Source organism: Stenotrophomonas sp. GW821-FHT09E08 (assembly GCF_059416125.1).
On the sequence record NZ_JBWKOO010000001.1, the window covers coordinates 518,125 to 529,566 of the forward strand.

General features: G+C 66.9%; 15 protein-coding genes. 12 read left to right on the forward strand and 3 right to left on the reverse strand.

The window, feature by feature from the left end; translation table 11 throughout:
• The first annotated feature begins 36 nt into the window (after positions 1-36).
• Together AC07M7_RS02370 and AC07M7_RS02375 are read left to right on the forward strand one after the other, a co-directional pair.
• Positions 37-858: a DUF3108 domain-containing protein gene (locus AC07M7_RS02370; protein ID WP_426354137.1), complete on the forward strand. Its 822-nt coding sequence runs from the start codon at positions 37-39 to the stop codon at positions 856-858.
• Between the two features lie 2 nt (positions 859-860).
• A complete protein-coding gene (locus AC07M7_RS02375; RefSeq protein WP_495206656.1) occupies positions 861-1,544 on the forward strand; it encodes a DUF3108 domain-containing protein in 684 nt (227 codons plus the stop codon).
• A 131-nt stretch (positions 1,545-1,675) separates the two neighbouring features.
• Here AC07M7_RS02375 and AC07M7_RS02380 read toward each other — a convergent pair whose 3' ends face one another.
• The 3 genes from AC07M7_RS02380 to AC07M7_RS02390 are packed head-to-tail and all read right to left on the reverse strand — an operon-like array spanning position 1,676 to position 3,525.
• Positions 1,676-2,005 (reverse strand): EF-hand domain-containing protein, encoded by a 330-nt coding sequence (locus AC07M7_RS02380; RefSeq protein WP_426354141.1) that lies wholly within the window; start codon positions 2,003-2,005, stop codon positions 1,676-1,678.
• A complete protein-coding gene (gene murA, locus AC07M7_RS02385) occupies positions 2,002-3,273 on the reverse strand; it encodes a UDP-N-acetylglucosamine 1-carboxyvinyltransferase (protein ID WP_253079798.1) in 1,272 nt (423 codons plus the stop codon). The genes AC07M7_RS02380 and murA overlap by 4 nt, the downstream gene beginning before the upstream one ends.
• A gap of 21 nt (positions 3,274-3,294) precedes the next feature.
• Positions 3,295-3,525 carry a BolA family protein gene (locus tag AC07M7_RS02390; protein ID WP_012510288.1) on the reverse strand — a complete coding sequence of 77 codons (231 nt, stop codon included), beginning with the start codon at positions 3,523-3,525 and terminating at the stop codon, positions 3,295-3,297.
• 54 nt (positions 3,526-3,579) lie between these two features.
• Here AC07M7_RS02390 and AC07M7_RS02395 point away from each other — a divergent pair, with 54 nt between their 5' ends.
• From AC07M7_RS02395 to rapZ, 10 genes are all read left to right on the forward strand, one after another.
• Complete coding sequence (locus tag AC07M7_RS02395; RefSeq protein ID WP_136640036.1) at positions 3,580-4,581, forward strand: KpsF/GutQ family sugar-phosphate isomerase; 1,002 nt, start codon at positions 3,580-3,582, stop codon at positions 4,579-4,581.
• 66 nt (positions 4,582-4,647) lie between these two features.
• Complete coding sequence (locus AC07M7_RS02400) at positions 4,648-5,196, forward strand: KdsC family phosphatase (protein WP_136640035.1); 549 nt, start codon at positions 4,648-4,650, stop codon at positions 5,194-5,196.
• Positions 5,193-5,768, forward strand: a complete 576-nt coding sequence (lptC, locus tag AC07M7_RS02405; protein WP_004147322.1) for an LPS export ABC transporter periplasmic protein LptC — start codon at positions 5,193-5,195, stop codon at positions 5,766-5,768. The genes AC07M7_RS02400 and lptC overlap by 4 nt, the downstream gene beginning before the upstream one ends.
• A gap of 104 nt (positions 5,769-5,872) precedes the next feature.
• Positions 5,873-6,424 carry a lipopolysaccharide transport periplasmic protein LptA gene (gene lptA / locus AC07M7_RS02410; RefSeq protein WP_004147320.1) on the forward strand — a complete coding sequence of 184 codons (552 nt, stop codon included), beginning with the start codon at positions 5,873-5,875 and terminating at the stop codon, positions 6,422-6,424.
• Positions 6,424-7,143 carry an LPS export ABC transporter ATP-binding protein gene (lptB, locus tag AC07M7_RS02415; RefSeq protein WP_004147318.1) on the forward strand — a complete coding sequence of 240 codons (720 nt, stop codon included), beginning with the start codon at positions 6,424-6,426 and terminating at the stop codon, positions 7,141-7,143. The genes lptA and lptB overlap by 1 nt, the downstream gene beginning before the upstream one ends.
• A 40-nt stretch (positions 7,144-7,183) precedes the next feature.
• Complete coding sequence (locus AC07M7_RS02420) at positions 7,184-8,608, forward strand: RNA polymerase factor sigma-54 (protein ID WP_136638885.1); 1,425 nt, start codon at positions 7,184-7,186, stop codon at positions 8,606-8,608.
• 58 nt (positions 8,609-8,666) lie between these two features.
• A complete protein-coding gene (gene hpf, locus AC07M7_RS02425) occupies positions 8,667-8,984 on the forward strand; it encodes a ribosome hibernation-promoting factor, HPF/YfiA family (RefSeq protein WP_004147311.1) in 318 nt (105 codons plus the stop codon).
• A 21-nt stretch (positions 8,985-9,005) separates the two neighbouring features.
• Positions 9,006-9,458 (forward strand): PTS sugar transporter subunit IIA, encoded by a 453-nt coding sequence (locus tag AC07M7_RS02430; protein ID WP_136638886.1) that lies wholly within the window; start codon positions 9,006-9,008, stop codon positions 9,456-9,458.
• Positions 9,455-10,405 (forward strand): HPr(Ser) kinase/phosphatase, encoded by a 951-nt coding sequence (gene hprK / locus AC07M7_RS02435; protein ID WP_004147299.1) that lies wholly within the window; start codon positions 9,455-9,457, stop codon positions 10,403-10,405. Before AC07M7_RS02430 ends, hprK begins: the two co-directional genes overlap by 4 nt.
• 27 nt (positions 10,406-10,432) lie before the next feature.
• Entirely contained in the window at positions 10,433-11,317 is an 885-nt protein-coding gene (gene rapZ, locus AC07M7_RS02440; RefSeq protein ID WP_136638887.1) for an RNase adapter RapZ, read from the forward strand.
• The last annotated feature ends 125 nt before the right edge of the window (positions 11,318-11,442 follow it).

Sequence of the window (11,442 nt, forward strand, 5' to 3'; positions counted from 1 at the left end):
CTGGCATCCTGCCTCCCCCTGCGGTCCCTGTCCTCCATGAAGACCACGACCCTGTTGTCCACTTCACTGCTGTTGTCGCTTGCCATGCTTCCCGCCGCGGGCTGGGGACAGGTGCAGGCGCCTGCCGCTTCGCCGGCGCCGGTGCCCGTGGTGCAGCCGCCCGCCGAACCGGCCGTACCGATGCCGGCGGCGCTGGCCTGGGAGCCGCCGCCGCTACAGCCGTTCAGCGCCACCTACCAGGCCTTCTACAAGGGCAAGGAGGCCGGCGATGCCAGCATGCAGGTCACCCATACCGGCGGCAGCCAGTGGCGGGTGGACATGCAGGTGGTCGGTCGCCGCGGCTTCGCCAGCGTGCTCGGCCTTAACATCGAACAAAGCACGGTGTTCGAGGAGCGCGGTGGCATCTATGCACCACTCAGCCAGAGCACCGTGCGCAAGGGCCTGTTCCTCGGCAAGAAGGCCGTGGGCACCTACAACTGGCAGGCCGGCACCGCGCAGTGGACCGGTGACGTGAAGAAGGAACGCGCGCAACCGATCCCGCTGCAGGCCGGTGACCAGAGTGCGCTGCTGATCAATCTGGCGATCATGCGCGATGCCCGCCCGGGTGCCACCATGCACTACCGCTACGTGGACATGGGCAAGGTCCGCCAGCACGACTACCAGGCCGCAGCGCAGACCGAGAACGTCGAGGTCGGCGACCTGTCCTACAACGCGCTGCGGGTCTACCGGACCAACGGCGGCAACAACGAAACCATTCTCTGGATCGCCAACGGTGTCCCCACCCCGGTGCGCATCCTGCAACGCGAAGACGGCGAAGATCGCGTCGATCTGCGCCTGATCGAATACCAAGGAGTCTGAGCATGAACACCCTGGCCCGCCCCCTCACCTGGATCGCAGCGGCCGCACTGACCGTGGCCAGCCTGCCGGCCATGGCGCTGGAACCGTTCAAGGCCGATTACCTGGCCAGCTACATGGGCATGCAGGCCAACGGCACCATGACCCTGGCCAGCGAAGGTGCCAACAAGTGGCGCTACAGCCTGCAGGTGAAGAACCAGCTGGCCGATCTCAGCCAGAGCACGGTGTTCGAGGAAGTGCGTGGCCAGCTGCGCCCGCTCAGCAGCCAGGACCGTTCTGCGCTGCTGGTGAAGAAGCGCAACGTGCAGGCCAACTACAACTGGAGCAGCAACCAGGCCACCTGGACCGGCGACATCAAGCCGGACCGCGCCGGACCGATCGCATTGAAGGCCGGTGACATGGACGCGTTGCTGATCAACCTGGCGATCGCCCGTGACCTGGCTGCTGGCAAGCCGCTGACCTATCGCATGGTCGACGAAGGCCGCATCAAGAACATGACCTACCGCGTGATCGGCAAGGAGTCGATCACCGTGGGCGGCAAGAGCTATGAAGCCACCAAGGTCTCGCGTGCCGACGGCAACAAGGAACTGATCGCCTGGATCGTGCCCGAGTTCCCGGTGCCGGCGCGCATGCTGCAGCGTGAAAGCGGCCGCGATGCGCTGGACCTGACCATCAGGGCGATGAACTGATTGCAGGGGTCGGATCCCTTCCCCCGGGAAGGGCTCTGACCCCGGTTGCGACATGGTGGGGTCAGAGCCCTTTCCGTCGGAAAGGGATCCGACCCCGCGCAAAAGAAACGCCCGCTTTCGCGGGCGTTTTCTTATTTCTTCGCTTCAGCGGGCTTCTGTTCCTCGGCCGGCTTGAACTCGGTCCGGCAATCCACCCGGATCTGCTCGCCGGTGCTGCGCCAGACGAAGGTCCGGCAATGGCGGCTGCCGTCCTGGCTGTCATTGACCGACACCGCATAGAACGACTGGATGATCTCGTCACGCGAGACCGTGCCGTCGCCGTTCCAGTCCATATCTTTCTGCTCGATGCCCTGGGTGATGGCCAGGTTGGCGTACCAGGCATAGCCCAGCCACGCCAGCACGATCAGCACCAGCACCAGCAGCGCCTTGCGACGCGGGCTGAACCTGCCGCGCAGGATCATGGCACGCGCCGGATGGTGGCACCGAGCGAAGACAGCTTCTCTTCGATGTTCTCGTAGCCACGATCAAGGTGGTAGATGCGGTCGATGGTGGTCTCGCCGCTGGCCATCAGCCCGGCCAAGATCAGCGAGGCCGACGCACGCAGGTCGGTAGCCATCACCGGCGCGCCGCTCAGGTGTTCGTTGCCACGCACGATGGCGGTATGCCCTTCGACCTGGATGTCCGCGCCCAGCCGCAGCAGTTCGTTGACGTGCATGAAACGGTTCTCGAAGATCGTTTCGTTGATCACGCCGACGCCGTCGGCCACGCAGTTGAGCGCCATGAACTGCGCCTGCATGTCGGTCGGGAACGCAGGGTACGGCGCGGTGGTGAGGTTGACCGCCTTCGGTCGCTTGCCCTGCATGTCCAGGGTGATCGTGTCTTCGGTGGTCTCGATCTTCGCGCCCGCCTCGACCAGCTTGGACAGCACTGCGTCCATGGTGTTCGGGCGCGCACGGTTGACCGTGACCTTGCCACCGGTCATCGCCGCGGCCACCAAGAAGGTGCCGGTCTCGATGCGGTCGGGCAACACTTCGTGGCGGCCACCGGACAGGCGCTCGACGCCTTCGATGACCAGGCGGGCGGTGCCCAGGCCTTCGATCTTCGCGCCCAGCGCGATCAGGCAGTGCGCCAGATCGGTCACTTCCGGTTCCATCGCGCAGTTGTCGAGGATGGTGGTGCCTTCAGCCAGCACCGCGCCCATCAGCACGTTCTCGGTGCCGGTGACGCTGACCATGTCGAAGGTGAAGTGCCCACCCTTCAGGCGCTTGGCGGTGGCCTTGATGAAGCCGTTCTCGACCACGATCTCGGCACCCAGGGCCTGCAGGCCCTTGATGTGCTGGTCGACCGGACGCGAACCGATCGCGCAGCCGCCCGGCAGCGATACTTCCGCCGCGCCGAAGCGGGCCAGCAGCGGGCCCAGCACCAGGATCGAGGCGCGCATGGTCTTGACCAGCTCATACGGTGCCACGTGCTGGTTGACCGAACGCGGGTCGACCACGATCGCGCTGCCGCGAGACAGGGTGCCCTGGTCGATGGTCACTTTCGCGCCCAGTTCGCCCAGCAGCTTCACGGTGGTGACCACGTCGTGCAGGTGCGGCACGTTGGTGATCTCCACCGGCTCGTCGGCCAGCAGGGTCGCGCAGAGAATGGGGAGGACGGCGTTCTTGGCGCCGGAGATGCTCACTTCACCGTGCAGCGCAGCGCCGCCGGTCACAACGATCTTGGCCATGTATTCGGGATCTTCTGCGGTTCAGCCGGCTTCGGCGGGGGTCACGGTTTTCAGTGCCAGCGCGTGGATCGCGCCGCCCATCAGGTCGCCCAGAGTGGCATACACCATGCGGTGGCGTGCCAGCGGCATCTTGCCGGCGAAGGCGTCACAGACCACGGTCGCTTCGAAATGCACGCCATCGTCGCCCTGCACGTCGGCGCGGGCGCCGGGCAGGCCGGTTTCGATCAGATTGCGGATGGTGTCGGCGTCCAACGGGCTTTCCTAATAAAATGTACGTCCATTCTACTTCCGCTGCGTGGCGTCCGCATGGCCGAATCCCTGTTGCCCCCCCGTTCCGTCGACCCTGCCGGCCTGGTCGCCAGTGGCCGCCGCGTGTTCGAGATCGAGCGGCAGGCGCTGGATGCCGTGGCCGACCGCCTCGGCGAGGCCTTCCAGCAGGCCTGCCAGGCGATCCTTGGCAGCCGCGGCCGGGTGGTCGCCACCGGCATGGGCAAGTCCGGGCATATCGCCCGCAAGATCGCCGCCACCCTGGCCTCCACCGGGACCCCGGCCTTCTACGTGCACCCTGGCGAGGCCGGTCATGGCGACCTCGGCATGATCACCGAGGACGACGTAGTGCTGGCGCTGTCCTATTCGGGCGAGTCGGACGAGGTGCTGATGCTGCTGCCGGTGCTCAAGCGCCAGGGCAACGTGCTGATTTCCATGACCGGGCGCCCGCAGTCCAGCCTGGGCACCGCCGCTGACATCCATCTGGACGTCAGCGTGCCGGCCGAGGCCTGCCCGCTGGCGCTGGCCCCGACCTCCAGCACCACCGCCTCGCTGGCGATGGGTGATGCGCTGGCGGTGGCCCTGCTCGACGCGCGCGGCTTCACCGCCGATGACTTCGCCCGCTCGCACCCGGCCGGCAGCCTCGGCCGCCGCCTGCTGCTGCACATCACCGACGTCATGCACACCGGCGAAGACCTGCCCAGCGTCGGCGCCGACGCCAGCCTCAGCGAAGCCCTGATGGAGATGAGTCGCAAACGGCTCGGCATGACCGCCGTGGTCGACGCGGACGGCGTGCTGATCGGCCTGTTCACCGATGGTGACCTGCGCCGTGCGCTGGACAGTGCACTGGATGTGCGCACGGCGAAGATCGCCGATGTGATGACCCGCAACCCGCGCACCATCGGTGCCGACCAGCTGGCAGTCGAGGCCGCGCGCCTGATGGAGACCCACAAGATCACCGGCCTGATCGTGGTCGATGGCCAGGGCCGGGCGGTCGGTGCCCTGAACATTCATGACCTGTTGCGGGCCCGGGTGGTTTAACCGACAGTCCGTAGACCCCATTCAGTCTGTAACGCCGCACCCGCCCCCACCGAGCCTGCCGCCCTGATGCCCTGGTCCCCCCTGCCCGCCTTCCCTGCCCACCTGCATGCCGCTGCGGCCCGTATCCGCCTGGCCTGCTTCGACGTGGACGGCACCCTCACCGACGGTCAGCTGTACTACGACAAGGACGGCAACGAGAGCAAGGCGTACTTCGTGCAGGACGGCCTGGGCCTGAAACTGCTTCAGCAGCACGGCATCCACCCCGTGCTGATCACCGCGCGCAACAGCCAGTCCGCGCTCAGGCGCGGCGCCGACCTCGGCATCGATACCCAGATCGCCGTGGGCGACAAACTGGCCAGCGTGCAGGCCCTGTGTGCCCAGCACGGCATCGGCCTGGAACAGGTGGCGTTCATGGGCGATGACCTGCCCGACCTGGCACCGCTGGGCGCAGTCGGGCTGGCGGTGGCGCCGGCCAACGCGCACCCGTGGATCGCCGAGCGCGTGCACTGGCAGACCCGCGCTGACGGTGGCCGTGGCGCTGCACGCGAACTGTGCGACGTCCTGCTGGCCGCTCAGGGCCATGTCGATGCGGTGCTGGCGAGGTTCGGCGCATGAATGCTCCTTCGCTCAACTGGCGCACCCTCCTCGGTATCGGCCTGCTGCTGGCGGCCCTGCTCAGCAGCTGGGCGGCGCTGCGCAACCGGGACAAGGGACCGGCCAATGACGGCAAGGAAGTCGGCGTGGACTACATCCTGCACGACTTCCAGATCGTCGCCCTGGATGAGCACGGCAAGGAGTCCACCACCCTGCGTGCGCCGCTGCTGGAGCGCCAGCGCGGCGACCAGACCATCAATATCGCCACCCCGCTGTTCGAGATGCCGGACAAGGATGGCAAGCACTGGACCCTGCGCGCCGAGACCGGCTGGCTCAGCGCCAAGGGCGACGAGATGAAGCTGCGCGGCAACGTGGCCGGCGACAGCCCGGCCGCACCGGGCACGGTGCCGACCACCTTCCGCACCGATCACCTGGACGTGTTCCCCAAGGAGAACCGCGCCCGTACCGACGCTCTGGTGACCATGACCCGCCCCGGCATGGAACAGTCCGGCGTGGGCTTCGAGGTGGATTCGAAGAACAACACGTATCATTTCCTCAGCCAGTCCAAGGGCCGCTACACGCCCAAGCACTGATTCCGCCGCCAGCCTGCGACGTCTCCGGACAGGCGCAAGGCCGGCAGCCCCACCCGCACGCCCCCGGTCCACCCGGGAGGCCCCCACCGGTAGAACGGACCCCGATGAAGATTCCCTTTGCAGCCGTACTCGCGCTTGGTCTTCTTGTCCCCAGCGCCGCCTTCGCCAAGTCCACCGATCGCAACGAAGACATGCACATCGATTCCGGCGCGCAGTCGGGCATGCTCACCGGCGACGGCAAGACCGTGCTGTCGCAGGGCGTGGTCATCACCCAGGGCACGCTGGACCTGCGCTCGTCCGAGGCCGAGATCTACCTCAAGGACGGTGAAGCGGTGCGCGTGGTATTCACCGGCAAGCAGGCCAAGATGAAGCAGCAGCTCGACGATGGCACCTGGATGGACGCCCTGGCCGACCGCATCGACTACGACATCAAGACCGAGATCATCACCCTGACCGGCAACTACAAGGTCACCAGCGCGCGCGGCACCAATGCCGGCCAGCGCATGGTCTACAACACCCGCAGCGGTGAAATGAATTCCGGCGGCGACGGCAGCCGCGTGCGCACCGTCATTCCACCGAAGAACAAGACGCCGGCGGCGCCGGCGGCACAGCCCAAGGCCAGCACGCCGGCGGCACCGGCCGGGAGCAAGAAGTAATGCTCGTCGCCAAGGGCCTGCGCAAGCGCTACAAGCAACGCGAAGTCGTCAAGGATTTCGGGTTGACCCTCGACGCCGGTGAAGTGGTCGGCCTGCTCGGCCCGAACGGCGCCGGCAAGACCACCTGCTTCTACATGATCGTCGGCCTGGTCGCCGCCGATGCCGGCAGCATCGTGCTTGACGGCAAGGACATCACCGGCGACCCGATGTACACCCGCGCCAAGCAGGGCGTGGGCTACCTGCCGCAGGAACCGTCGGTGTTCCGCAAGCTGAGCGTGGCCGACAACATCCGCCTGGTGCTGGAACTGCGCGAGGACCTTGATTCGAAGGGCCGCGAGCGCGAATTGAACAGCCTGCTCGACGAACTGCAGCTGGGCCACGTGGCCGACCAGCTCGGTGCCAGCCTGTCCGGCGGCGAGCGCCGCCGTTGCGAGATCGCCCGTGCACTGGCGGCACAACCGCGCCTGATCCTGCTCGATGAGCCCTTTGCCGGCGTGGACCCGATCTCGGTCGGGGAGATCCAGCGCATCGTCACCCACCTCAAGCAGCGTGGCATCGGCGTGCTGATCACCGACCACAACGTGCGCGAGACCTTGGGAATCTGCGACCGCGCGTATATCCTCGCCGAGGGCAGCGTGCTCGCCCAGGGCTCGCCGGAAGCGATTCTGGACAACGCCGACGTGCGTCGCGTCTACCTTGGGGATTCCTTCAAGCTGTGACGGCAAGCGCCGGGTCCCTCTCCTTCCTTTCGGCACAGGCATGAAGACTCGGCTGCAGACATCGTTGGGACAGCAGCTGGTGCTCACGCCCCAGCTGCAACAGGCGATCAAGCTGCTGCAGATGTCCAGCACCGAGCTGGAACTGGAAATCGCGCAGGCAGTGGAAAGCAATCCACTGCTGGACTGGGCCGACAGCAGTGACAGCAGCAGCGCCGCCAACGAAACCAGTGACAACCCCGACGGCGATGCAGCGGCCGAACGTGCCGACAACGGCGACGACTGGGCGCCGGCCGAACTGGACTGGAGCGCGGCCGGCAGCGGCGGCAGCTTCGACGATGACGACGATACCGGCAGCGCCGCCGAACGCGTGGCCGAAACCGAAACCCTGGCCGATCATCTGCTGTGGCAGCTGCACCTGTCGCACCTGTCCGCACGTGATCGCAGCATCGGTGCCGCACTGATCGATGCACTGGACGACGATGGCTACCTGCGCGAACCGCTGGCAGGCATCGCCGAAACCCTGCTGCCGGCCATCCATGCCGACCAGGACGAGATTCTTGCCGTGCTGCACCGGATCCAGCGTTTCGATCCGGTCGGCGCGGCCGCGCGCACCCTCGGCGAATGCCTGCAGCTGCAGCTGGAGGTGCTGGACGACACCACACCGGGCCTGGCATTGGCGCGACAGATTGCCGCGGGCCCGCTGGAACGGTTGCCGCGCAGCGGCGTGGCCGGGCTGGCCCACGAGTTGAAACTGCCGCTGGCCGAGGTCGAGACTGCAGTGACCCTGCTGCGTTCGCTGGATCCACGGCCGGGCACGCAGATCGCCCCCCTGTCGCAGGACACCTACGTGGTACCCGATGTCGTGGTGTGGCGGCAGAACGGCGTGTGGCGCGCTGCACTGGCCGCGCATGCCGGGCCAAGGGTGGTGATCCACCGCGGCTACGAACAGCTGATCCGCCGCTGTGGCGAGGCCGATGCCGGCTACCTGCGTGCACAGCTGCAGGAAGCGCGCTGGCTGCTGAAGGGCCTGCAGCAGCGCGGCGAAACCCTGCTGCGGGTGGTACGCAGCCTGATCCTGCAACAGGCTGGCTTCCTTGAATTCGGCGAACAGGCGCTGCGGCCGCTGACCCTGCGCGAGATCGCCGCCGAGCTCGGCCTGCACGAATCGACGGTGTCGCGCGCGATTGCCCGCAAGCACGTGCGTACGCCACGCGGCACCCTGCCCCTGCGCGCCTTCTTCGCCTCGGGCATCGATACCGAAGGCGGCGGCGAGGCATCCAGCACGGCCATCCAGGCGATGATCCGGCGCCTGATCGACGACGAGAATCCACGCAAGCCGCTTTCTGACGCCAAGCTGGCTGACCTGCTCAAATCGTCGGGAATTCCAGTAGCGCGGCGCACCGTGGCGAAGTATCGTGAAGCCATGAACATCTCCGCCTCGCACGAAAGGGTCAGAATCGCTTGACGCGCCGCCGCGCCCGGCGGAGAGGTTCATTGGCACATCCGAACACAGGAGAAACCCGATGCGCATCGAAACGTTTGGCAAAGATGTCGAAGTCACCCCGGCCCTGCAGTCCTATGTAGAGGAGAAGCTGGCCCGGATCGGCAAACACTTCGACCAGCACTGCGAAGCGCGGGTGACCCTCAAGCTGCAGAAGACCGAACACCACGTCGACGCCAGCCTCAACATTCCCGGCCAGACCCTGCACGCTGAGGCCAATGCCCAGACCATGTATGCCGCGATCGACCTGCTTGCGGACAAGCTTGACCGTCTGGTGATCAAGCACAAGGAGAAAAAACAGCAGCACGCGCCACTGCCGGTGGGCGACAATGGTGGCTGATCGCCACCGTTCCCCGCAGACATGCCCCTGACTGACCTCCTGGCGGCCGTGCAGACCCAGCTCTGCACGGCCACCGACCGCGACAGCGTCCTGAAGGCCGCCGCCGGGTTGCTGGCCTGCCGCCAGGCCAACGCTGAACAGATCTACCTGAACCTGTGCCAGCGCGAAGCGCTGGGCAGCACTGCGATCGGCCACGGTATCGCCATCCCCCACGGCCGCGCGCCGACCCTGGACCGCCCCCGTGGCGCGCTACTGCGGCTGGCCACCCCGGTCGACTTCGGTGGCGATGAGCCGGTGGACCTGGTGTTCGCGATGGCCGTTCCTTCCCACTACACCCACCAGCACCTGATGCTGCTGTCCGAGCTGGCCGAGCTGTTCTCGACGCCCGCCATCCGCGATGCCCTGCGCGCGGCCGGCGATGCGCGGGCCCTGCGCCAGGCCCTGGAGCTGACCCCACCTGCGAGCGCCGCATGAATACCAGCATCACCGCCCGTGAACTGTTCGAACAGCAGCGCGAGCGGTTGGGGTTGCGCTGGGCCGCAGGCAAGTCCGGCGAGAAGCGTGAGCTGGAGGCTGGCAACACGGTGTCGCGTCGCCCTTCGCTGGCCGGATACCTCAACGCGATCTATCCCAACAAGGTGCAGATCCTGGGCACCGAGGAACTGTCCTGGCTGGATGCGCTGGAACCGCGCCAGCGCTGGGAGACCATCGAGAAGATCATGCAGTCGCATCCGCTGGCGCTGGTGCTGACCCGCAACCAGCCCTGCCCGGAAGACCTGCGCGCGGCGGCGGACGAATCCGGTACGCCGCTGTGGCTGTCGCCCAAGCGCGGCCACGAACTGCTGAATCATCTGTCCTACCACCTGGCGCGCACACTGGCGCCGCGGGTGATCCTGCATGGCGTGTTCATGGAGATCTATTCCATCGGCGTGCTGATCACCGGCGAGGCCGGCTCGGGCAAGAGCGAGCTGGCACTGGAACTGCTCAGCCGTGGCCACCGCCTGGTCGCCGACGATGCGCCGGAGTTCACCCAGATCGCCCCGGACGTGCTCGACGGCACCTGCCCGGAGCTGCTGCAGGACCTGCTGGAAGTGCGCGGGCTGGGCGTGCTGAACGTGCGCGAGATGTTCGGCGACACGGCTGTAAAGAAGAACAAGTACCTTCGGCTGATCGTCCACCTGACCAAGCCGATGACCGAACCCACCCCACATGGCTACGAGCGCCTGACCGGCGATTCGGGAACCCGCCATGTGCTGGACCTGGATGTTCCGCTGATCACCCTGCCGGTGATGCCCGGCCGCAACCTGGCCGTGCTGACCGAGGCGGCCACCCGCCTGCACATCCTTCGCACCAAGGGGATCGACCCGGCGGCCATGTTCATCGCCCGCCACAGCAACCTGCTGGAACGGCGAACACCCTGATTCCCCCGTCCCTCGAAGAGCCTGTCCATGAGCACCGCAATCCCCTCCGCCCCGACCCTGATCATCGTCAGCGGCCTGTCCGGCTCGGGTAAATCCGTCGCCCTGAAGACCTTCGAGGACCAGGACTACTACTGCTCGGACAATCTGCCGATCAACCTGCTGCCCGATTTCGTGCGCAGCCTGCTGGCCAACCATGACGGCAGTGCTCCGCGCCGCCTGGCGGTGGGCATCGACGTGCGCGGCCAGTCCGACCTGAGCCAGCTGGACAACTGGCGGCAGCTGGCCACCGATGCCGGCGTGGAAGTGAAGGTGCTGTTCTTCGAAGCCAGCGACGAAGCGGTGCTCAAGCGCTATGCCGACACCCGCCGTCGCCACCCGTTGAGCCAGTTGGGCCTGTCCCTGCCCGAAGCGATTGCCCGCGAGCGCGAGCTGACCGCGCCGTTGCGCCGCGAAGCCGATGCGGTGATCGACACCAGCGCGCTCAACGTGCACCAATTGCGGCGGCGGATCATCACCGAGTTCGCACTGGACCATGCCACGCGCCTGTCGCTGCTGTTCGAATCGTTCGCCTACAAGCGCGGCGTGCCGGCCGAGGCGGACTTCGTGTTCGACGCGCGCGTGCTGCCCAATCCGCACTGGGATCCGGACCTGCGCGCGCTGAGTGGCCGCGAACCGGGCGTACGTGATTACCTGGAAGCGCAACCGGACGTGCAGCGCTACCTGGCCCAGCTGATGGACTTCCTCGATACCTGGCTGCCGAAGCTGGGGGATGGCACGCGCAGCTACGTGACCGTGGCGTTTGGCTGCACCGGCGGCAAGCACCGCTCGGTGTTCCTGGCCGAGCGCATGGCCCGGCATGCCCGCGAGATGGGCTGGGAAGACGTGGCGACCTACCACCGCGAACAGGATTGAGGGGGGTCGGCCGGGCTGCGCCCGGCACCCGCAGAAACCACGGCAACGTCAACGGCAAGAGCCGGATTACGTGGGATGGCGGGGTGGGTCCGGTTGCGGGGGACGCCGTAAACCCATCCATGGGG

Coding starts and splice junctions, on each gene's coding strand:
- AC07M7_RS02370 (WP_426354137.1), top strand. CDS start 37: ATGAAGACCACGACCCTGTTGTCCACTTCACTGCTGTTGTCGCTTGCC.
- AC07M7_RS02375 (WP_495206656.1), top strand. CDS start 861: ATGAACACCCTGGCCCGCCCCCTCACCTGGATCGCAGCGGCCGCACTG.
- AC07M7_RS02380 (WP_426354141.1), bottom strand. CDS start 2,005: ATGATCCTGCGCGGCAGGTTCAGCCCGCGTCGCAAGGCGCTGCTGGTG.
- murA (WP_253079798.1), bottom strand. CDS start 3,273: ATGGCCAAGATCGTTGTGACCGGCGGCGCTGCGCTGCACGGTGAAGTG.
- AC07M7_RS02395 (WP_136640036.1), top strand. CDS start 3,580: ATGGCCGAATCCCTGTTGCCCCCCCGTTCCGTCGACCCTGCCGGCCTG.
- AC07M7_RS02400 (WP_136640035.1), top strand. CDS start 4,648: ATGCCCTGGTCCCCCCTGCCCGCCTTCCCTGCCCACCTGCATGCCGCT.
- lptC (WP_004147322.1), top strand. CDS start 5,193: ATGAATGCTCCTTCGCTCAACTGGCGCACCCTCCTCGGTATCGGCCTG.
- lptA (WP_004147320.1), top strand. CDS start 5,873: ATGAAGATTCCCTTTGCAGCCGTACTCGCGCTTGGTCTTCTTGTCCCC.
- lptB (WP_004147318.1), top strand. CDS start 6,424: ATGCTCGTCGCCAAGGGCCTGCGCAAGCGCTACAAGCAACGCGAAGTC.
- AC07M7_RS02420 (WP_136638885.1), top strand. CDS start 7,184: ATGAAGACTCGGCTGCAGACATCGTTGGGACAGCAGCTGGTGCTCACG.
- hpf (WP_004147311.1), top strand. CDS start 8,667: ATGCGCATCGAAACGTTTGGCAAAGATGTCGAAGTCACCCCGGCCCTG.
- AC07M7_RS02430 (WP_136638886.1), top strand. CDS start 9,006: ATGCCCCTGACTGACCTCCTGGCGGCCGTGCAGACCCAGCTCTGCACG.
- hprK (WP_004147299.1), top strand. CDS start 9,455: ATGAATACCAGCATCACCGCCCGTGAACTGTTCGAACAGCAGCGCGAG.
- rapZ (WP_136638887.1), top strand. CDS start 10,433: ATGAGCACCGCAATCCCCTCCGCCCCGACCCTGATCATCGTCAGCGGC.